The 21,719-nt window shown below is 45.5% G+C and carries 21 protein-coding genes; 20 read left to right on the top strand and 1 reads right to left on the bottom strand.

Annotated features, from left to right (window positions below; translation table 11 throughout):
* Positions 1-9 precede the first annotated feature (9 nt).
* The 18 genes from PHILAsVB114_RS04170 (at position 10) to PHILAsVB114_RS04085 (ending at position 17,270) form a co-directional block, all read left to right on the top strand.
* A complete protein-coding gene (locus PHILAsVB114_RS04170; protein WP_095698129.1) occupies positions 10-366 on the top strand; it encodes a DUF3040 domain-containing protein in 357 nt (118 codons plus the stop codon).
* A gap of 188 nt (positions 367-554) precedes the next feature.
* Entirely contained in the window at positions 555-986 is a 432-nt protein-coding gene (gene mraZ, locus PHILAsVB114_RS04165) for a division/cell wall cluster transcriptional repressor MraZ (protein ID WP_095698128.1), read from the top strand.
* Positions 987-1,139: 153 nt separating this feature from the next.
* On the top strand, positions 1,140-2,099 hold the full coding sequence (gene rsmH, locus PHILAsVB114_RS04160) for a 16S rRNA (cytosine(1402)-N(4))-methyltransferase RsmH (protein WP_095698127.1): 960 nt from the start codon (positions 1,140-1,142) through the stop codon (positions 2,097-2,099).
* Positions 2,100-2,483 carry a cell division protein FtsL gene (gene ftsL, locus PHILAsVB114_RS04155; RefSeq protein WP_095698126.1) on the top strand — a complete coding sequence of 128 codons (384 nt, stop codon included), beginning with the start codon at positions 2,100-2,102 and terminating at the stop codon, positions 2,481-2,483.
* Entirely contained in the window at positions 2,476-4,281 is a 1,806-nt protein-coding gene (locus PHILAsVB114_RS04150) for a peptidoglycan D,D-transpeptidase FtsI family protein (RefSeq protein WP_204246758.1), read from the top strand. Before ftsL ends, PHILAsVB114_RS04150 begins: the two co-directional genes overlap by 8 nt.
* On the top strand, positions 4,278-5,774 hold the full coding sequence (locus tag PHILAsVB114_RS04145; protein WP_095698125.1) for a UDP-N-acetylmuramoyl-L-alanyl-D-glutamate--2,6-diaminopimelate ligase: 1,497 nt from the start codon (positions 4,278-4,280) through the stop codon (positions 5,772-5,774). Before PHILAsVB114_RS04150 ends, PHILAsVB114_RS04145 begins: the two co-directional genes overlap by 4 nt.
* Positions 5,771-7,159 carry a UDP-N-acetylmuramoyl-tripeptide--D-alanyl-D-alanine ligase gene (locus PHILAsVB114_RS04140; RefSeq protein WP_095698124.1) on the top strand — a complete coding sequence of 463 codons (1,389 nt, stop codon included), beginning with the start codon at positions 5,771-5,773 and terminating at the stop codon, positions 7,157-7,159. Before PHILAsVB114_RS04145 ends, PHILAsVB114_RS04140 begins: the two co-directional genes overlap by 4 nt.
* Positions 7,156-8,214 carry a phospho-N-acetylmuramoyl-pentapeptide-transferase gene (gene mraY, locus PHILAsVB114_RS04135; RefSeq protein WP_095698123.1) on the top strand — a complete coding sequence of 353 codons (1,059 nt, stop codon included), beginning with the start codon at positions 7,156-7,158 and terminating at the stop codon, positions 8,212-8,214. The genes PHILAsVB114_RS04140 and mraY overlap by 4 nt, the downstream gene beginning before the upstream one ends.
* Positions 8,207-9,616 carry a UDP-N-acetylmuramoyl-L-alanine--D-glutamate ligase gene (murD, locus tag PHILAsVB114_RS04130; RefSeq protein ID WP_204246757.1) on the top strand — a complete coding sequence of 470 codons (1,410 nt, stop codon included), beginning with the start codon at positions 8,207-8,209 and terminating at the stop codon, positions 9,614-9,616. The genes mraY and murD overlap by 8 nt, the downstream gene beginning before the upstream one ends.
* Complete coding sequence (ftsW, locus tag PHILAsVB114_RS04125; protein ID WP_204246756.1) at positions 9,609-10,763, top strand: putative lipid II flippase FtsW; 1,155 nt, start codon at positions 9,609-9,611, stop codon at positions 10,761-10,763. The genes murD and ftsW overlap by 8 nt, the downstream gene beginning before the upstream one ends.
* Positions 10,760-11,839, top strand: a complete 1,080-nt coding sequence (locus PHILAsVB114_RS04120) for a UDP-N-acetylglucosamine--N-acetylmuramyl-(pentapeptide) pyrophosphoryl-undecaprenol N-acetylglucosamine transferase (RefSeq protein ID WP_095698121.1) — start codon at positions 10,760-10,762, stop codon at positions 11,837-11,839. Before ftsW ends, PHILAsVB114_RS04120 begins: the two co-directional genes overlap by 4 nt.
* Positions 11,840-11,850: 11 nt before the next feature.
* Positions 11,851-13,239 carry a UDP-N-acetylmuramate--L-alanine ligase gene (murC, locus tag PHILAsVB114_RS04115; RefSeq protein WP_095698120.1) on the top strand — a complete coding sequence of 463 codons (1,389 nt, stop codon included), beginning with the start codon at positions 11,851-11,853 and terminating at the stop codon, positions 13,237-13,239.
* An 8-nt stretch (positions 13,240-13,247) separates the two neighbouring features.
* Positions 13,248-13,904, top strand: coding sequence for a cell division protein FtsQ/DivIB (locus tag PHILAsVB114_RS04110; protein ID WP_095698119.1), 657 nt, complete (start codon positions 13,248-13,250; stop codon positions 13,902-13,904).
* 126 nt (positions 13,905-14,030) lie between these two features.
* Positions 14,031-15,164, top strand: coding sequence for a cell division protein FtsZ (gene ftsZ, locus PHILAsVB114_RS04105; protein ID WP_095698118.1), 1,134 nt, complete (start codon positions 14,031-14,033; stop codon positions 15,162-15,164).
* A gap of 2 nt (positions 15,165-15,166) precedes the next feature.
* Complete coding sequence (pgeF, locus tag PHILAsVB114_RS04100) at positions 15,167-15,832, top strand: peptidoglycan editing factor PgeF (RefSeq protein WP_095698117.1); 666 nt, start codon at positions 15,167-15,169, stop codon at positions 15,830-15,832.
* Positions 15,829-16,506: a YggS family pyridoxal phosphate-dependent enzyme gene (locus PHILAsVB114_RS04095; RefSeq protein ID WP_095698116.1), complete on the top strand. Its 678-nt coding sequence runs from the start codon at positions 15,829-15,831 to the stop codon at positions 16,504-16,506. The genes pgeF and PHILAsVB114_RS04095 overlap by 4 nt, the downstream gene beginning before the upstream one ends.
* Positions 16,507-16,516: 10 nt before the next feature.
* Positions 16,517-16,975 (top strand): cell division protein SepF, encoded by a 459-nt coding sequence (locus tag PHILAsVB114_RS07060; RefSeq protein WP_095698115.1) that lies wholly within the window; start codon positions 16,517-16,519, stop codon positions 16,973-16,975.
* 10 nt (positions 16,976-16,985) lie between these two features.
* Positions 16,986-17,270: a YggT family protein gene (locus PHILAsVB114_RS04085; protein WP_095698114.1), complete on the top strand. Its 285-nt coding sequence runs from the start codon at positions 16,986-16,988 to the stop codon at positions 17,268-17,270.
* On the opposite strand, the gene ileS is transcribed toward PHILAsVB114_RS04085, so the two are convergent.
* Positions 17,267-20,377 (bottom strand): isoleucine--tRNA ligase, encoded by a 3,111-nt coding sequence (gene ileS, locus PHILAsVB114_RS04080; protein WP_095698113.1) that lies wholly within the window; start codon positions 20,375-20,377, stop codon positions 17,267-17,269. The genes PHILAsVB114_RS04085 and ileS overlap by 4 nt on opposite strands.
* A gap of 87 nt (positions 20,378-20,464) precedes the next feature.
* Here ileS and PHILAsVB114_RS04075 point away from each other — a divergent pair, with 87 nt between their 5' ends.
* Entirely contained in the window at positions 20,465-21,232 is a 768-nt protein-coding gene (locus PHILAsVB114_RS04075; protein ID WP_095698671.1) for a TraR/DksA family transcriptional regulator, read from the top strand.
* Between the two features lie 2 nt (positions 21,233-21,234).
* Entirely contained in the window at positions 21,235-21,714 is a 480-nt protein-coding gene (lspA, locus tag PHILAsVB114_RS04070; RefSeq protein ID WP_095698112.1) for a signal peptidase II, read from the top strand.
* The last annotated feature ends 5 nt before the right edge of the window (positions 21,715-21,719 follow it).

Below are 21,719 nucleotides of genomic sequence, written 5' to 3'. Positions count from 1 at the left end.
GTTGGCCTCATGTCACTGTCAGATCGCGAGCGCAAGTTATTAGCCGAGATGGAGCAAGCTCTATCGGCCGATGATCCACGCCTATCTTCAACCCTGACAGGTACTCGCACCTTTCCAGGTCGCACCCGAGTTTTAACTGGCGTTGGTGCTCTGCTTTCAGGGCTGGCAATTATTTTGGGTGGCCTGATTTCACAGACTGTTCCCGTGGGAATTCTGGGCTTTCTCATCGCCCTATCTGGCTTGATTACTGTGCTTTCAGCTGTTGGCAGCATTGGCAAGGGAGTCACAGGCACTGCCAAGGTGAAAAACCCAGGTCTGCGCTCGCGTCTAGAACAGCGCTGGGATCAACGCAACTTCGATAATTAAAAGAGCTCGCATATAGGCCTCCCGGATTCGGGGGGCTTTTTTTGTGCCCTTTTCTAGAGAGCTGGTGGGGAGTGCGGGGGAAATTTGTGGGGATAGGTGGTTGAAAATGGAGAAAAAGGGAGTAAAGTGGGGAATGAGCCGTATTTTCACGCTCACGTAGGACACCTTGGGGAAGGGGGCCAGTACAGATGTTTTTGGGTACCCACGAACCACGTCTTGATGAAAAAGGCCGCCTCATACTTCCTGCGAAATTTCGCGAAGAGCTTTCCCCAGGTTTAGTAATTACAAAAGGACAAGAACGTTGTCTCTACGTTTTTCCTGCAACTGAATTTGCACACATCACTGAAACTCTGCGACAAGCACCAGTTACTGCAAAAGCTGCACGTGATTACTCACGTGTGATGTTTGCAGGAGCTCACGATGAAATTCCTGATCGTCAAGGTCGCATAACAATTCCGCAGAGTTTGCGTACATATGCCGCACTTGAAAAAGAGTGCGTAGTTATTGGCGCAAATACTCGCGTTGAAATTTGGGATTCAACTTCATGGAATCAATATTTAGCAGATCGCGAAAAGGGATTCGCCGATGTTTCTGAGGAGGTGTTCCCAGGACTGTTCTAGTCCTTATTAAACAACTCTCATTTGTGGCCACTGCCGACCCTGCGACTGCGGCGCCCCTTCCCCGGCGCCGCATAAAACGATCCGTCGGCCGGCAGTGACCAGAGATGAGAGAAGAAAAATCACAACAAGTACTAAGAACTGAAGGGGGAGAAGATGATTCAAGCAAGTAATGCGCACCATGTATCTGTCATGCGCGATGAATGTATCAACTTACTCTCTCCTGCAATTGTTGCCCATGCAAAGCCTGTAGTAATCGATGCAACACTTGGTTTGGGTGGTCACACAGAAGCTCTACTTGAAAAATTTCCACATCTTGTGGTCATCGGAATTGATCGCGATGAACAGGCTCTTGAATTAGCAAGTGCAAGACTCTCGCAATTTGGTGCCAGATTCATTTCGCATCACGGTATTTTTGATGCGATTGCAGATGTTGCCCAGAAGCATGGCTACTCACATGTTCAAGGAATCCTCTTTGATCTAGGTGTCTCATCACTTCAATTAGATACTGCCGAACGCGGATTTTCATATGCCCACGATGCAGCCCTTGATATGCGAATGGATAAGAGTCAGGGCAAGAGCGCTGCTGACATAGTTAACTCTTATGCACCAGGTGAATTGGTGCGAATACTGCGCACATACGGCGAAGAAAAATTTGCTACTCGTATCGTTGAATCAATTGTTAAAGAGCGCGAAAAGGCTCCGCTTAATTCAACATCGCACTTAGCAACGCTAGTAAAAAACGCCATTCCAGCTGCCACTCGTCGCACCGGTGGAAATCCAGCCAAGCGAACCTTTCAAGCACTTCGCATCGAGACCAATGATGAACTCGGTGCGATTACTCGAGCAATCCCACAAGCACTAGATCTTCTAGACGTTCACGCCCGTCTTGTGGTGATGTCATTTCAATCACTGGAAGATCGAATTGTTAAGAACTTTTTCCAAGAAGCCACAACATCTGGAACACCACAAGGACTTCCAGTTGAAATTGCAGAGTTAGCCGCAAAGTTCACTCTTGTTTTTAATGGCAGTCAGAGCCCAACGGATAAAGAAGTTGAAGAAAACTCTCGGGCCGCATCAGTTCGATTACGTGCAATCGAAAGGGTGGCTGCGTAAATGGCGATGACATCCCTTGCTCCGGCAATATCTAAAACAACTTCACGCGTTGCCCAAAGATCTACTCGCGCAGCCCTTCGAATTGTCGCCGATGCATCTGCTGGTAAACAAGCAGATCGCAGATTCTTTGCCTTATTTATTACAGCCCTTGGTTCCTCATTTCTTATGGCACTGTTATTTATTAATACTTTATTGGCACAAGATGCCTTTGAATTATCAAAGCTCCAGGCTGACTTGAAATTATCTAGTGATCAATTTGAAGCAGTTTCACATGAAATCGAACGAGTCTCATCTCCTGCGGTCTTGGCCCATGAGGCGAAAAAACTGGGCATGAAGCCATCTGAGACACCAACATTTTTGAATCTGGATGTGCCACGTGGGTAATTTAAATTTAGCAAAAAAGCGTCTAGTAATACTTACTATTTTTGCACTCTCATTCATGCTTCTTTTTGCAATTCGGTTGGTTCAAGTGCAAATCATTCAAGCCGGGGATTACAAGATCCGCGCAGTAGATGAAATGCAAAACACACGATCTATTCCTGCCAAGCGTGGAGACATCACAGATATCAATGGCGTGACATTTGCCAGAAGCGTTTCTGCAATCAATATCGTTGTGGATCAAACTCAGATTTCAGATCCTGCTCGAGTTGCAGCATTTGCCGCACCAATTCTTAAACTTCCAGTGACAGAAGTACAAGCTGCAATTACTGGAAAACTTAAATACAGCATGGTCTTGCCAAATGCCCAACCTGCCATTTGGCGAGCACTAATCGATGCAATGGCAACTCATAATGCGGCACTAGAACCAGCTGAGATTAATCAACGAATTATCGGCTTCTTTGCAGAGCGTGGATATATACGCGATTACCCATCTGGTTCATTGTTGGCATCGCTGATCGGCTTTGTTCGAAACGATGGCATTGGTGCAACGGGACTTGAATCAAGTATGAATTCAATGATTTCAGGAACCACTGGGCGCTATTCATACGCTGGCGCTGCAGGAGCTGAAATACCCGGATCACAATCAGAGATTGTTTCGGCTCAAAAGGGAACAAGTATTCGTCTGACAATTGATCGTGATGTGCAGTGGGTGGCATCAAAGGCGATTTCAGATGCAGTTCGAAAATCCAATGCATTAAGTGGAACTGTCATTGTCATGGATCCAAAGACAGGACACATTCTGGCCCACGCAACAGCGCCAACTTTTAATCCAAATAACACCAAGAACGTTTCACTGAATCTAATGCGAAATTACTCAGTGCAAGAAGTCTATGAGCCAGGTTCAACGGGCAAAGTAATGACAATGGCTGCGGCGCTAGAAGAGAAGAAAATTACTCCAACGACTGTTTTCTCAGTTCCTTATTCACTTAAACGAAGCGATGCAACCTTTCATGATCACGAACGTCATCCAACCCAGAAGTTAACTGCCACAGGAATTCTTGCAGTTTCAAGTAACACGGGATCAATTAAAATCGGTGAAACACTGAGTAATGACACATTGCATGATTACTTGAGCAAGTTCGGTATTGGGCAAAAAACTGGTTCAGGTCTGCCAGGTGAATCCTCAGGAATTTTGCATCCTGTCAAAAGTTGGTCAGGCACATCTGCGCCAACTATTGCTTTTGGCCATGGTTACTCTGTGACAGCAATGCAAGCCACAAGCGTTTTTGCAACAATTGCAAATGACGGAGTTCGAGTTTCACCAACAGTGATTGCAGGCACCAGCGATGCATCAGGAAATTTCACTCCTGCACAATCGCGCACAACAGAAAAAGTTCTTAGCCCAGAGACAGCAGCGCAACTTCGTTTGATGATGGAAAGTGTTGTCTCTGGAAATGGAACTGCGCCAACTGCTGCAATTCCTGGGTATCGCGTTGCAGGTAAAACTGGAACAGCAGAACGTTATAACGATAGCTGTCGTTGCTACAGCGGTTACACCGCTTCATTTATTGGTTTTGCACCAGCAGATAAACCTGCCTACGTCATCAGCGTGACCATCCAAAACCCACAAGGTATGCATTGGGGTGGTGCTTTAGGTGGGCCTGTATTTAAAGAAGTGATGTCATTTGTATTGCAATCTCGACATATCTCTCCTACACAGACAAATATGAAACCCGTAGCATTGACTCAGGCTGCTCTGAACAAGAGTAATAAATTCGTTTCGAAAGCGTCAGGACAATGATTCGCCCATTAATACAGAGTCAACGCAGCCTCTCATCAGTTCTATCTATCATTAACGCCAGCACAGAGTTATCAGCAAGTGATCTAGAAAAGATTGCCGTAACAGGAATTTCAACATCGAGTTCAGATATTGAACCAGGAGACATATTTTGTGCTTTCGCAGGTGCGAAGGTTCATGGGGCAACTTTTGCAAAAGATGCAAAGAAGTCAGGCGCTGTAGCAGTTTTGACCGATGCGCAAGGTGCGAAGTTAATCAAAGAATTGCCTGTAATTACTGTCGCTAATCCGCGTAAGAGCGCCGGCCTTCTTTCTTCTTGGTTTTATGGTGAACCCATGCGCGATTTATTTAGCATTGGGATTACGGGAACGAATGGCAAGACGACTGTGAGCACTTTATGCCATCAAATCTTTCAAAGTGCGGGACAAGAAACAGGATTAATTGGAACGGTTGAAACTCGTATTGGCAGTGAAGTTCTATCTAGTACTCGCACAACTCCTGAGGCGACAGAACTTCAGTCATTAGTTGCGACCATGCGTGAGCGTCATTGCCGTAATTTGGTGATGGAAGTTTCAAGCCATGCAATCTCTTTAGAGCGGGTTCGCGGAAGCTATTTTGCAGCAGTTGGATTTACTAACCTCTCACAAGATCACTTAGATTTTCACGGAACTATGGATGAATACTTCGCAGCTAAGTCAAAGTTATTTACCTTTGAATATGCAGATCATGCATTCATCAACATTGATGATTCATATGGTCAAATTTTGGCTGCCACTACAGAGCTGCCAGTGCAGACTCTCTCGCGCTTTAATGAGAACGCAACGTGGCACTACACACGAATTGAAAATGGAATTCAATATAGCGACATCTCAATTAGAGGTGTTGGTGGAGTTTTAATCGATAGCCGCACCACACTTCGTGGGGGCTTTAACTTTGATAACTTACTCATGGCTGTTGCAATGTGTGTTGATTCAGGTATTGACCCCATAGATATTGCAACGCTGATTCCACATTTAGTTGGCGCTGTTGGTCGCCTCGAATCTGTGAGCTTGGGTCAAAACTTCACTGCACTTGTTGATTATGCCCATAGTCCTGACGCTGTTGCGCGAGTATTAGCTGCTGCGCGCGAGATGACGGATAAGAAAGTTATCGCTGTTCTTGGTTGCGGCGGAGATAGAGATAGCTCCAAGCGCAGCGCCATGGGTCAAGAACTATCTCTTCGCAGCGACGTTGCAATCTTTACTAGTGATAATCCACGCTCTGAAAATCCAGAGACAATCCTTGAACAGATGACGCAAGGATTAAAAATTTCAGAGCCAAGTGCAATTGTTCAAGACCGAGCAGAAGCAATTAAATTAGCCATCAATTTAGCCCAACCAGGAGATGTTGTGATTGTGCTGGGTAAAGGTCATGAGCGTGGTCAAGAAATTTCAGGCGTAGTTCATCCATTTGATGATCGATTGGTTTTAGCACACGCAATCGAGGGCAAGAAATGATTGCACTTACTCTCGAGCAAATAGCGAAAATCGTTGGGGGAAAAACATTTGGTGATTCCTCCAAAGTTATATCTGCGGCACCAGTCTTTGATTCGCGCGAAGTGAGTAAAGGTTCACTCTTTTTAGCTCTCGTTGGCCAATCATCTGATGGTCACAGTTTCACCGATGATGCTCAATCACGTGGTGCTACAGGGTGCCTAACAACTCGTGAAGTGCCAGGAAATGGAGTGGTTGTCTCTGATGTGCTAATCGCTGTGCGCGCTTTAGCAAGCTATGTTCGCAAGCAATTACCAGAACTTAAAGTTATTGCGATTACGGGCTCTAGTGGAAAAACAACTACAAAGGATTTATTAGCATCGATTCTTTCTAGCCGGGCAGAGTGCGTGTGGACTAAAGCATCTTTTAATAATGAATTAGGCGCTCCAATCACACTGCTTGCATGTGATGAGCAGACTAAATATTGCATTCTTGAAATGGGCGCCCGCCACCAAGGCGATATTGCAGCGTTATGTGAGATGGCAAAACCAAATGTTGGAGTTGTATTGCGCGTGGGCACAGCGCACTTAGGTGAATTTGGAAGTGTTGAAAAAATTGCTCAAACAAAGAGCGAACTGATTGCAGGGCTTGGACCAGATGCAGTGGCAGTACTTGGAACTTATGATCCATATACAAAAGCAATGAACTCACTTCACTCCGGAAGAGTTATTTACTTTGGTCAGGGTTCTCGCGATGATGTTCGCGCAGCCGATGTTGAAATGAGAGAAGCACGTCCACATTTTGATCTTGTGACACCAGATGGTCGGGACGCAGTTGGAATGCGTTTAATTGGTGCTCATCAGATTTCAAATGCATTGGCCGCAGCGGCTGTGTGTACAGCACTTGAAATTTCCATAGAAGTAATTGCTAGTGGTTTATCTACTGCAGATCTTGCGAGTAAGTGGCGCATGCAAGTTAGCGATGTTGAAGATTTATTGATTATTAATGATTCATACAATGCAAATCCAGAATCTATGAATGCGGCACTAGATTCTTTAGTTTTGTTCACTCAAGAAAGCGGTGGATCCTCGTGGGCATTTTTAGGTCAGATGCACGAACTGGGATCTGAAAGTAACGCCCTTCATGCATCCGTTGCAGCACATGCACACGAACTTGGCATCGACCACCTTGTGAGCATCGGAACACGAGCATTTGCAGAGGGCATTCCGGCACACAGTGCTACTACGCTTCATTACTGCGATGACATCTCACAAGCACTCTCACTCGTGTCGCATTGTGAACCGGGGGATGCCGTACTTGTGAAGGCTTCACGATCTGAGCACTTTGAAACACTTAGCCAAGGAATAGAAGATTTGTGGAAAGAAAAGCGCGGAGAGGATAAGAAGTGAAAGTTATTCTCATTGCAGGTGCATTCGCTCTTCTGTTTTCACTCTTTGGCACTCCACTTCTTATTCGTTTTTTGGCAAAGCGTGGTTTCGGTCAAGTAATTAGAGACGATGGCCCAACTTCTCACCACACAAAACGTGGGACTCCAACAATGGGCGGAATCATCATCATTGTTGCAGCGATCGTTGCATATGCAGTTGCGCATCTGTTCTCCGGTCGCCCGCCAACAGTGTCAGCGTTACTCGTTCTAGGTCTAGTTGTTGCACTGGGATTTATTGGCTTTCTTGATGATTACCTCAAAATTTCTCGCAAACAATCTCTCGGACTCAGTGGCCGACAAAAACTACTTGCACAAGCCAGCATTGCAGCTCTCTTTGGATACCTAGGTATTCAATTCGCAGACCTAGGTGGACTAACACCAATCTCACTTAACTTATCTACGGTGAGAGAAACTTCAATAGTTCTGGGACCAGTACTCGTTGTTTTGTGGATTGCGTTGATGGTTACAGCCACTAGCAATGGAGTTAATCTGACAGACGGACTAGATGGCTTAGCAAGCGGTGCATCTGTCATGACTTTCTTAGCATTTGTATTAATCGGAGTCTGGGAATTTGGACAGAGCTGCGTGCTTGTTACAACAACTAATTGTTATGCGGTTCGAGATCCACTAGATCTTGCAGTTCTCGCAGCAGCCTTTGCTGGTTCGTGCACAGGATTTTTATGGTGGAACGCATCTCCTGCACGAATTTTTATGGGTGACACCGGTTCATTGGCACTCGGTGGCGCCCTTGCTGGACTTGCAGCCACTTTGCGTGTGGAGTTACTTCTCATTCCACTAGGTGGATTATTCGTAATTATTACTATGTCAGTAATTATTCAAACACTCTATTTCAAAATCTCTGGTGGTAAGCGCGTCTTTAAAATGGCTCCTTTGCAACATCACTTTGAATTAATCGGCTGGGGAGAAGTGACAATTGTTATTCGCTTTTGGATTATTGCTGGATTAAGCGTCGCCCTTGGATTAGGTCTGTTTTATGCACAATGGGTAAGTGTTTAAGAAGTTTGCGATGGCACTTAATTTCTCGAAGAGCAAAATACTAATTTTGGGTGGTGGCGTAACCGGAACTGCTTTGGCAAATTCTTTAACCAGGCGTGGTGCCACTATTGCAATCGCCGATGACAAAAAGATTGAAGATAGCGCCTTTAGCACTCTGTTAAGCGATGATGTCGATATTAGCCAGTGGGAAATGGCAGTGGTTTCACCTGGGTGGAAACCAACTCATCCATTAATTCATAAATTAGTTGAAGCAGGCGTGGAAATCACCAATGAAATCGATCTTGCGTGGATGATTAAGCAAGAGCAAGCGCCGCATCAACGATGGTTTGCAGTCACTGGCACAAATGGCAAAACGACCACTGTTGAAATGACAGCCGCGGCCATGCGCGCAGGTGGGTTACACGCAATTGCATGCGGAAACGTTGGAGATACCGTGATTGATGCGGTTGAGAGCAAAGAGAATTACGATGTTCTAGTTCTTGAACTCTCGTCATTTCAAATTCACTGGATGAGCAGCGCTCAATTCACGGCCAGTGCGCTTCTTAATATTGCAGATGATCACACTGATTGGCATGGAGATTTTCAAGAGTATGCACGTACAAAGATTTCTCTTTTAGATTCAAGCTCTACTGGAATTCTCAATGCTGATGATGAAGAAGTCATAAAACGATCTGTTCACTGGAAGGGTAGAAAAGTTTTCTTCACTTTAGATACACCAGCACCAGGTGAAATCGGAGTTGTAGAAGATCTTCTCGTCGACCGCGCATTTGTGGCAGATCCACAAGAAGCAGCGATGATTTGTGAATTAAAGGAAATCCAACCAACCGTTCCGCATAATGTTTCAAACGCTTTAGCTGCCGCAGGGCTAGCAAGGGCTGCAGGAGTTAATCACGAGAGTATTAGAAGTGCACTTGCTACTTTTACTCCTGGGCGCCATCGCATTGAACAAGTTTTAAGCTCTGGCGGTATTACATGGATTGATGACTCCAAGGCTACAAATCCTCACGCAGCCAGTGCATCGATTATGTCTGCCTTATCTGTTGTGTGGATCGCTGGAGGCCTTGCCAAGGGCGCTGGTTTGGATGAATTGGTTAAGCGCTGCGGCAAGCGCATCAAAGCAGCCGTGCTCATTGGCCAGGACAAATCAATTATTGCAAAGGCGCTTCGCGACAATGCGCCACATATTGCGATTCTAGAAATTGATACACCTGCGCAATATCAGGTTGGGTCGACAGAAAACTCCTTGATGGAAGATGTAGTTGCGGCAGCACGTGAATTCGCAGTTGAAGGAGACACTGTTTTGTTAGCACCAGCGTGTGCATCTATGGATCAGTTCATAAATTACGCAGATCGTGGCGATCGTTTTGCGCAAGCAGTTAAGAAGGTGATCGCTGATGAATGAGACAACTCAAAAATTCTTAGCCAAGCCATCTAGTTCTTACAAGATGTTGATGTGGTCAACCCTAGCCTTGAGCATTCTTGGGGCAGTTATGGTTTTTTCAGCCTCTTCAATTTACTCCCTTGAGAATAGGGGTAATTCATTTTCAATCATTGGTCGACAGTTATTTTTTCTCGTAATCGCAATACCAATTGGATTTCTAGCATCTCGTCAAAAATTAGATCGATGGAAGAAATTAGCACGCTTTGGTTTCTTGTTTTCGGGAATAGTTTTAGTAATTGTTGCGATTCCGGGGGTAGGAAAAGAAGTTAACGGTAATCGAAATTGGATCAGCTTAGGTTTTATAGATATTCAGCCGAGTGAAATTGTTAAAATGCTCATGATCTTGTGGGCTGCTCACATGCTGGCCAGCCGCGAACATGCTGGTCTTCATAGAACTAATGTTCTTGCCTTAATTACTCCTGGTTTCATATTGGTAATGGGCTTAATTATGCTCGGAAGAGATTTAGGAACGGCTGCAGTCTTTGCGGCAATATTGGCTGGTTTGCTCTGGGTTTCAGGAGTTTCGGGGAGAATCTTTGGCGCGGTAACGGCTGCAGGATTTTCTCTCATTGCACTAGCAATTGTGATGGCCCCATATCGCGCGCAACGTTTACTCGTAGTGTTTAATCCATTTGCACCTGAAGATTACAAAAATGCAGGGTGGCAACCAGCTCATAGTTTGCTGGGCCTAGCAAGTGGTGGTTTCTTTGGTGTGGGACTTGGTGCAAGTCGTCAAAAATGGGGCAATTTAGCTGAGGCACATACTGACTTCATCTTTTCAGTTATTGGAGAAGAACTAGGTTTATTCGGAACTTTCGTAATTCTTCTACTCTTTAGTGCACTTATTTTTTCAATATTTAGAATTGCACTTCGAGCAAGTGATCCAATGTCAAAGTATGCATGCGCTGGAATCGGTACGTGGATAACATTTCAAACAATTATGAACATTGGTTCTGCCACATCATTGATTCCAGTTGTGGGCGTTACGTTGCCCCTTATTTCATACGGAGGTTCTTCCCTTGTTGCAACGTATTTAGCTCTAGGTTTTGTTTTGGGCGCAGCAAGGCGTGATCCGGCTGCGATGGCAGATCTGGAAAAGAATCGATGAGAACAATTATTTTTGCAGGCGGGGGAACAGCTGGTCACGTTGAACCCGCTCTCGCAGTTGCCGGGCAGTGGATGAGAGAAAACCCCGCAGATAAGTGCATATTTATTGGAACTTCAGAAGGATTAGAAACATCCTTGGTGCCGGCGGCAGGTTTTACTCTTCGAACAATTAAAAAAGTTGTACTTGCTCGCAGATTTTCACCTGGTCTTCTTTTATTGCCCTTACATTTGTTGCAGGCTGTGATGCAGGCGCGCTCAATTATCAAAGGGTCATCACTTCTCATTGGCTTTGGTGGCTATGTCAGTGCAGCTTCGTATTTGGCGGCAAAATCAACTGGTGTTCCAATTGTTATTCATGAGGCAAATGCTCGACCTGGTATTGCCAATCGCTTAGGAACTCGTTTCACATCAGCCCTAGCTGTTTCAACGCCCGTGCAACGCGGTGCTTTTAGTGGTGCATTAATTACTGGAATGCCACTAAAGAGTTCGATCACAGAGATCATTACAACTTCTCATTCAGATTGGAACCTGGTGCGAAGCACGGCAAAGAGAACATTGGGCTTTGATGATGCAATGCCGCTGGTCTTAGTTGTTGGTGGATCTCAAGGATCGCAAGTGATGAATACAGTTATCGCGCAATCACTCTCTGTTTTGCTTGAAAAGAAGATTCAGGTGATGCACTCATTGGGAAGAAAAAATGCGCTACCAAGTGCGCAATCTGGATATCAACCTCACTCATATATCGCAGATATGGCAACGGCTTACCTCGCAGCTGATGTGGTTATTTCACGTTCAGGGGCCGTGACGTGTTCTGAGTTTGAAGCTTTAGGAAAGTTTGCTCTATTTATTCCACTTGCTATCGGCAACGGAGAACAACTTCCCAATGCGCAGCACTTGGCAGATCTTGGCCGGGCGCGCGTTATCTCCCAAAAGGAGTTCACTTCATCGTGGCTCATAGCCAACATTGATTCACTGCTTGCGAGTTCACATGCACGCGGTGCGCAGGTTTCGACGGTAAATAGCACTGCTCATGAGAAGATTACGGCTCTCATGCAAAATGTGCTGAGTTCTCACTAGGGGAGTAATTAATGTTTTCACTCTCCGAACTTTCCACTAAAAAACTTCACTTTATTGGAATCGGTGGAGCGGGAATGAGCGGCCTAGCGCGCATCGCACTTACCCATGGCGCCCACGTCAGTGGATCCGATGAAAAAGATTCTTCAGTGCTCGCCGCTTTGGCAGCATTGGGAGCGAAGGTTTTTTCATCTCATGACGCTTCGCACATCGATGGTGCCGACCTTGTTATTTATTCAAATGCAATTTCTAAGAGTAATCCTGAGCGAGTTCAAGCCACACAATTAGGTATTCCTCTTTACACACGCGCGCAGGCACTTGCTCTACTTATGAGTGAATCAATTAGCATCGCTGTGGCAGGCACACATGGCAAAACAACTACATCTTCGATGCTCACAGTTGCTCTGCAAGCATGCGGCGCGGACCCATCCTTTGCAATCGGTGGCACTTTGAGTGCATCTGGCTCAAATGCACATAGAGGCACTGGAAAATACTTTGTGGCAGAAGCAGATGAATCCGATGGTTCTTTCGTGGAATACAAACCATTTGGTGCAATCGTGACAAATGTTGAACACGATCACGTTGATTTCTTTGCAACAGCTGCAGATGTGACTGCAGCATTTCATGAGTTTGCTCGCACCATCTTACCAGATGGTTTTTTGGTCTATTGCGCAGATGATCTGGGGTCGGGCGCATTGGGCCAATCAGTGGAGAAAATTCTTACTATTTCCTACGGAGAAAACGCTAATAGTGATTTACGCATTGATCACATTGAATTGGCCGCAAAAAGCTCTCGTGCCCGTGCGTTGTGGAAGGGTACGTCTATTGGGCACTTAGAAATGAATGTGCCTGGGCGACACAATATTAATAATGCTGCTGCAGCCCTGGCAGTTGGTTTACACCTTGGGTTACCTGCTGCAGCTTTGCTTGCCGGACTCGCTTCATTTTCTGGAACCGGTCGACGTTTTGAACTAAAGGGAACCGTTCATGGCATACGAGTTCTAGATGATTATGGACATCACCCCACTGAAATTCGGGTAACACTTGATGCTGCGCGCAGATATGCAGGCGATGGCAAAGTACTCGTTATTTTTCAACCTCATCGCTATTCGCGCACTCAAGCATTTATGTCTGACTTTGCAACTTCGCTCAGCCTTGCCGATTCAGTTATTTTGTTAGAGGTCTATGCAGCCAGTGAAAAACCCATTGCAGGTGTTAGTTCAGAAGTAATTGCAGAGCACATGTCTAACGGAACGTATATTCCTAATTTTGTTGATGCCACAGATGCAATTATCGAAATGGCAAAACCAGGAGATGTCATCATGACACTCGGCGCCGGAGATGTGTCATCACTTGGTCCCATCATCGTTGATGGATTAACAAAACGATTCCCAAACAAGTAGCACTTTCTATGCCACGTCTTGTAAAGATCTTAATCAGCGCTGTGGTGGTTGCAGTACTTGCCTATCTCTTGGGTTGGTCATCAGTATTTACGGTCAAGAAAGTTGAGTTCAACGGAGTTACTAACCCAGTAGAAATCCTGGCAGTTGAGAAAAAAATCGGAAAATTAGATGCAATCAAACTCGCCCGAATCGAACCTCGCCAAATGGCAAAGACAATTGAAAGCATTAGTTGGGTTAAAAGCGCCGATGTATCTAGAAATTGGTTTTCAAGTTCAGTAACAATCTCAATAGATCCACGAGTACCAATTGGAGTTTTTGCTGGTCGCTATATTGATTCAGCCGGTGTTGTATTTGACCCCATTGGAACAAGTGCAGAGGTTCCAAGGGTTGATGCCCCAAATACAGAGATCGGCTTGCTCGCCATTGAACTCTTCACATCGCTGCCCGAAGATTTTCGCCAGAATGTAACCTCACTTCGTGCCACTTCGGCCGCTGATTTCACCATGGCAATCAAGGGTCCGCAAAAAGCCTTGATACTTCGCTTTGGAAGTGCAGATGACAAAGAGCTAAAAATCAAAGTATTTAAAGCACTTGCAGCCCTTGATGAAAATAAAAACATTTCAACAATCGATGTTTCGGCACCACATGCACCGATTGTTAAGTAAAAAATAATTACAAAATAATTCGTGGCGATGTTTGCTTAGAGAGTTAATTCGCTTTACTTTCACCTCACGAACAAAAGGGAACACTAAATCTCAACTCGAGGTTTACCGTTCTCAAGGAGGAGTACCGTGGCTTCACCGCAGAATTATTTAGCTGTCATCAAAGTAGTTGGTATTGGTGGCGGTGGAGTTAATGCAATCAATCGAATGATTGATGTCGGACTCAAAGGCGTCGAGTTCATTGCAATTAATACAGATGCACAACATTTGTTAATGAGTGATGCCGATGTGAAATTAGATATTGGTCGCAAGTCAACTCGTGGACTTGGTGCAGGAGCTGCGCCAGAAAAAGGTCGCGAGGCAGCACTAGATCACATTGATGAAATTGAAGAAATTTTGCGCGGTGCAGATATGGTTTTTGTTACTGCAGGTGAAGGTGGCGGAACCGGTACTGGTGGTGCACCAGTGGTTGCAAAGATTGCACGCGAAATCGGCGCGCTAACAATTGGCGTTGTTACAAAGCCATTTAGTTTTGAAGGAAAGATTCGCACAGCTCAAGCAGATGAAGGTATCGAAGCGCTTCGCTCTGAAGTAGATACTCTTATTGTTATTCCAAATGATCGCTTGCTTGCAATCTCAGATCGTTCAATTACTGCAGTAGATGCTTTCAAGAGTGCAGATCAAGTTTTGCTCTCCGGTGTTCAAGGAATTACAGAGATCATTACACAACCAGGATTAATCAACCTTGACTTTGCGGATGTGAAAACTGTTATGACTGGCGCAGGATCAGCCCTTATGGGAATTGGTTCAGCCCGTGGTGAAAATCGCGCAATCCGTGCAGCCGAGTTAGCAATTTCCAGTCCGCTATTAGAAGCATCTATAGATGGCGCTATGGGAGTTCTACTCTCTGTGGCCGGCGGTTCTGATTTAGGTTTGTTTGAGATAAATGAAGCGTGCGAATTAGTTCAGGCAGCTGCTCATCCCAATGCAAAGATCATCTTTGGTACAACTATCGATGACGCTCTCGGTGATGAAGTTCGCATTACTGTCATCGCAGCAGGTTTTGATGGGGGAGAACCTAAGAAGGTTTCTGTGCCTGTTATCAACGCTGCGACATTAGCTGGTAACGCTAACCCTGTTGCAAGCAATGATCCACTGGCTGTGGCACTAGATCTTGAATCAGACTTCACTCCTCGTCCTCGCGTTACCTTCGAAGAGCTTGTCGCCGAAGATGAAATTGATGTCCCAGATTTCATGAAATAAGAGTGAGCTTTACATTCTTTACAGATCGCCTTGGTGGATACAGCCAAGGCGATTTTTCTTCCCTTAATTTAGCGCTGCATGTAGAAGATGATGCCAAGACTGTTGCACGCAACAGAGAAGTAATTGAGCAGGCTCATGGCAAAACCGTTTACATGAATCAAGTGCACGGAAATAACGTTGAAGTGATTTCTAAGGCTACGGATCAAGTTCTCACATGCGATGGCTTGGTCACAAATGTTGCTGGCCTAACGCTTGCAGTCTTGGTTGCAGATTGCATTCCATTATTGCTATCTAGTCAGAACGTGGTGGCAGCCGTTCATGTGGGAAGACGAGGGTTGATAAATGGTGTTGCCGCAAAGAGTCTGGCCATCATGCGCGAACTAGGGGCGGATGAAATCACGGCAACTCTGGGACCATCTATTTGTGGTCCGTGTTATGAAGTGGATCAAGCTACTTATGATCAAGTCATAGCAACTCATCCAGGTGCAGCATGTAAAACCTCAACTGGAACTCCTGCATTAGATCTGCCCGCAGCACTTGTTGCAGATCTGGCAAAACTTTCAATTCAGTGCGTTGTTGATTCTCGTTGCACGCGAGAAGATGAGGACCTATTTTCCTATCGCAAATCCCATCGCACCGGTCGTCAGGCAGGTTTAATTAGGTTATGACTTCACGCTATGAAGAAATTGCGAGCAATTTAGCGATTGTCCAAGACAAGATTGTTGCTGCTGCCAAATCTGCACAACGAGGTAGCGATGAAATTACTCTAATTGCAGTAACAAAAACTTTTCCAATCAGTGATGTGCATATATTGGCAAGTTTAAATGTTCACCATTATGGTGAAAATCGAGATGGCGATGCGGCTCCAAAGGCGTCTGCTGTTCCGGGTACATGGCATTTTCAAGGGCAGATTCAGAGTAATAAATTAAAATCAATCGCATCGTGGGCCAATGTGATTCATTCACTAGATGAACTTCGACATATTCAGGCGTTAGATAAAGTTGCGGCACATCGCATCGGAGTTTTCTTACAAGTTTCACTAGATGGCGCACAAGGTCGAGGCGGTGCGCAGCCTTCGGATTTATCAGAGCTAGCCGATGCCGTCGTGGGCTCTGCCCACCTTGATCTGATGGGGCTCATGGCCGTTGCCCCACTTGATGTCAGCAGCGATCAAGCATTTGAAAAATTGGCCTTGATTTACAGTGATTTCAAGGCTTCTTACCCTGCAGCAAAGTACTTATCTGCTGGCATGAGTAATGACTTTGAATCGGCAATTATCCACGGTGCGACACATATTCGAGTTGGCAGTTCAATCCTCGGTTCCCGCCCATCACCCCAGTAACCTTTTAACCATGTCGAATGCAATGCGCCGTGTCGCAAACTACCTTGGTTTAGTTGATGATCCAGAAATCGCGAGTTCAGCGGAAGCTTCTGCTGCTCGCGTTCCCGATGTTCGTATTCGCACACGCGAAGCGCGTCACGTATCAAGTGTTGCCACACATGATGTCGCTCCACAATTAGAACTTCCAACACTTGATCGCATCATTACTTTACATCCACGTTTTTATAACGAAGCCCGCACAATCGGTGAGCACTATCGTCTTGGTAATCCAGTCATCATTAATTTAACTGACATGGATGAATCAGAACGTAAACGCCTTGTAGATTTTGCAAGTGGACTTGTATTTGGTCACCACGGAACAATCGAACGTGTGACTTCAAAAGTTTTCCTACTCTCACCTGCAAATGTCAAGGTAAGTAGCGAAGACAAAGCAGCAGCTGCTGAAGCAAGTTTCTTCAACCAGAGCTGATAGTTACTTTATGTTACGTATCGGTTCGATACTTCATTTAATACTGCAATTATTTCTCTTTGCTCTACTTGGACGTTTAATTGTGGATTATGTGCGGATGTTTAAACCGGCATGGCGACCAAGCGGACCTATTTTGTTCTTGGTTGAAGCAATCTATGCAATTACAGATCGTCCTATGAACTTTGTACGTAGATTTATTCCACCTCTTCGCTTAGGTGGAGTTTCACTTGATTTATCCTTCATTGTATTGTTCTTTGCAATACAGATGTTGATGCCTTTAGTTCTACTTATTTAACTCTTTTGCAACTTCGCATTAAAACCAAGTTCGCCCTCAAGAGTTGCTAAGCCGGCATCTCGAGTAAATTCAGTAGCTAAAACTTCAGCGCTGATGTGATCGCGGGCAGCATCGACGGCGTTAGCAATCTCATCGGGTGCGTTCCACGAAATACGAATGCGATCTGAAATATCAAAGCCATTTGTTTTTCGGGCTTCTTGAATAAATCTAATTACCTCTCGCACATTTCCAGCAGCAATTAATTCAGGAGTTAGCGTTAGATCTAGCGCCACGCTCTCTGCTTCATGGCTAGCAACCATCCATCCAGTGCGAGGCACTTCAGTGATAACCAGATCATCTAATTCGATACTCCAGGTGGCAACATCTGCACTGCCCTTGGCCCGAAGTGTCTTTACCAATGTTGTGGCATCCATCGCAGCAATTGCTTTGGAGATTTCCTGCACTTGCCCACCAAATTTGGCACCAAGTGTTCGAAAGTTTGCTTTAACTGAAATATCAACGAGATCGCCATCGGCATCTGCAATATCTGCAAGGTCGGCCACGTTTAACTCATCAGCTATTTGTTCGCGCATATCTGCTGGCAATGCTGCCCAGCCACTTGCTGCGATGAGTGCTCGTTGCAGTGGTTGGCGAATCTTAATTCCAGATTCGGCGCGAGCAGCTCTTCCTAATTCAACAATTCTGCGAGTGAGCCCAACTTGAGCAGATAGTTGTGTGTCGATATCTGAAGGGTTAGCAACAGGGAAATCAGATAAGTGAACTGAATCAGCAACTGTTGGATCTACTGGTCGCACAAGTTCTTGCCAGACATGCTCTGAGATAAACGGAACCATCGGAGCAAGTAATTGTGTGAGAGTTGAAAGACATTCGTGCAAGGTTGCAAGAGCTGCGACATCGCCATCCCAGAAACGACGTCGTGAGCGACGCACATACCAATTTGATAAATCGTCAATAAATTGAGCCAGCACTTTTCCAGCACCTTGTGAATCAAAGTTGCTAAGACATGACTCCACTTCGTTAATGAGAATTGATAATTCAGAGATTATCCAACGGTCCATAACAGGGCGAGTGCTGCGCGGCGGTGATTGAGAGAGATCAAAGTTAGATGCTTGTGCATAGAGTGAGTGAAACGAGATTGTGTTCCAGTAAGTTAAAAGCGTCTTTCTGACAACATCGCTAATGGCATCGTGGCCAACTCGACGCGCAGACCATGGCGAACCTGCGGCCAACATGTACCAACGAACTGCATCGGCGCCGTGCTGATCCATCAGTGCCATTGGCTCTAAAACATTTCCTAGGTGCTTACTCATCTTGCGACCATCTTTATCAAGGATGTGGCCGAGGCAGAGAACATTTTCATAGGATGATTTATCAAAGACCAGAGTTCCAATTGTCATGAGTGTGTAGAACCAACCACGGGTCTGATCAATTGCTTCGCAGATGAAATCGGCAGGGTATGAGGCTTCGAATTTTTCTTTGCTGCCTTCTTGATGCGGATAACCCCACTGGGCAAATGGCATTGCACCAGAGTCATACCAACAATCAATTACTTCAGGAACACGCACCATGGTTTCTGAGCATTCGGTGCAGGCAAAAGTTATGTCATCGACGAATGGACGATGCGGATCAAGGGATGATAATTCTTGACCAGCGCGTGCACCGAGATCAGCTAATGATTCGATACATACCTCATGCTTGTTTTCACATCTCCAAATAGGAAGTGGAGTGCCCCAATAGCGATTACGAGAGAGCGCCCAGTCAATATTGTTATTGAGCCAATCACCATAGCGACCAGTTTTAATCGTTTCTGGATACCAATTCGTTGCTGCGTTCTCACGCAAGAGTTCATCCTTAATTGAAGTGGTGCGGATATACCACGATGGTTGTGCGTAATAGATAAGTGCGGTGTGACAGCGCCAGCAATGTGGGTATGAGTGCTCATAAGGTTGGTGGCGATAGAGCAATCCACGAGCCTTTAACTCTTTGACTAATGGCTTATCGGCATCTTTAAAAAACATTCCACCGACTAGTTCAACATCTGCCAAGAAATGCCCATCAGGTGCAACTGGATTAACAACTGGTAATCCATAGGCACGACAAACCTGTAAGTCATCTGCGCCAAATGCGGGGGATTGGTGGACTAATCCTGTTCCATCTTCAGTGGTCACATAATCGGCTAAGACAACGAAGTGCGCATCAGGAATCTCAACAAAATCAAAAGGTCTGGAATATGTAGTTCGCTCAAGATCTTTGCCGAGTACGGTTTTAAGGATTTCCACCTCACCTTGTAATTTATCCAGCAGAGCTTCTGCAATCACAAGTACTTCTGAAGTTTGCTCATGGGTAACTTTGGCGATGACGTAATTAACCTTGGGATTTACGGCAATGGCAGTATTTGAAACCAGAGTCCATGGCGTAGTTGTCCAGACAAGAAGGGCTGCGCCTATCTCTTTTAGTGGACCAGATGTAATAGGAAAGCGAACGAAGACAGATGGATCTGTCACAGTTTCATAGCCTTGTGCTAATTCGTGATCAGATAATCCTGTTCCACAACGCGGACAATATGGTGCAACGCGATGATCTTGAACGAGCAATCCTTTTTTATGAATCTGAGCAAGACTCCACCAAACACTTTCAACGTATGCAGGTGCCATCGTCCAATACGCTTGATCAAAATCAACCCAAAAACCCATGCGATTAGTCATGGCAGTAAATGCATCAACGTGACGAGTTACTGATTCACGGCACTTGTCATTGAATTGGGCAATACCGAATTTTTCGATGTCGCCTTTGCCGTTAAAGCCCAGCTCTTTCTCTACAGCAATTTCAACAGGCAGACCGTGACAATCCCATCCAGCTTTGCGAACTACTTGCTTGCCTTTCATAGTGTGAAAACGCGGGAATACATCTTTAAATACGCGCGCTTCAATATGGTGCGTTCCAGGCATTCCGTTTGCAGTGGGAGGACCTTCATAGAAAGTCCACGTCGGTGCACCTTCTCGGCCACTGACAGATTTTTCAAAGATTAGATTGGTGCGCCAGAAATCAAGGATCGAGTGCTCCATTGCGGCAAGATCGATCTGGGCTGAAATCGGGCGAAATACCATGAGGTCGGAAGTCTATTCCATGCTCACGCGCAACTTTGTTCGTGGCGAAGTTGGTACTCATGCGTTAATCGGCATAGGGTGCGCGGCGTGCCTAAGAAACCTCTGAAGAAAGCTGTGAAAAAAGCGTCTAAGAGTGCTGCGAAAAAGGTAGCAAAGAAGCCTGCTAAAAAAGCTCCTACTAAAAAGGTTGCCAAGAAAGCACCGGCAAAAAAGGCTCCTGCAAAGAAAGTTGCTGCAAAGAAAGCACCTGCCAAAGCAGTAAAGAAAAATCCTGGTCGCCCATTTCCTTCAAAGACAACGTTGACCGTGGATGAAAAATCTCAAACAGTCAGCGTTAAAACTATTTCGGCGCCCGCTAATACCCCAGTTGTTGAAGAGCGCAGACTCGTTATGCCACCTCCTGCGCGTCCTATAAAGAGTGGAAAGAAAGTTGCGCCCCTAAAGCCAATTAAGCAGGCACCTGTGCCAATTGTTGTATCAGAGAGTGAATCAGCATGGAACGCCGCAGAACTTAAAGCGATTCGCAGTGAGTTAGCAAAAGAGCTTCTACGCCTACAAGCAGATCTAGCAGCAGTTGAAAAAGAGATGGATGCTCTGATTGCAGATGCTGGAGATGGCGCTGGAGATGATCAGGCTGATGCTGGAACCAAGACTTTTGAACGTGAACATGAGATGTCACTTGTGATTAACGCACGTGACATGGTTTTACAGACAGAGCGCGCCCTTGATCGCATTGATACAAAAACATATGGCAATTGCGAAGAGTGCGGTTCGCCAATTGGTAAGGCACGTCTGCAAGTTTTCCCACGCGCAACACTCTGCATGCTCTGCAAGCAGAAAGAGGAACGGCGCTAAGAATGCGCCCGTGGCGCACGCTCTATCTCATCGCCTGGGTTGTGTGGTTGATAGATCTTGGAACCAAAGTCTGGGCAGAAAAAGCTTTGTCATCTCGAGCCAATATTGAAGTTCTAGGTTCCTTTCTACAACTGACATTTATTCGAAACTCGGGAGCAGCATTTAGCATCGGAACTGGCAAGACTATTTTCTTTACAATTTTTGCTCTTATCGTTTTAGTTTTCATCACACGTTATGCGGGGCGCATAACATCAAAGGGTTGGGCCGTAGTCGGTGGGCTCGTTCTCGGTGGAATTCTGGGAAACCTGACCGATCGTATTTTCCGAGCGCCTAGCTTTTTGCAAGGCCACGTCATTGATTGGATTCAACTGCCGCGTTGGCCAGTCTTTAATGTTGCCGATAGCGCTATTGTGATTGCAGCATTTACGGCAGTTGTCTTAACACTTCGAAACGTTGCACCGATAAAACCTCTAGATAAATAGATTGG

The organism is Candidatus Planktophila limnetica, assembly GCF_002288365.1.
GTDB classification, from domain to species: Bacteria; Actinomycetota; Actinomycetes; order Nanopelagicales; family Nanopelagicaceae; genus Planktophila; species Planktophila limnetica.
Note: the sequence above shows the minus strand (reverse complement) of the source record. Positions and strands in the feature narration are given on the sequence as shown.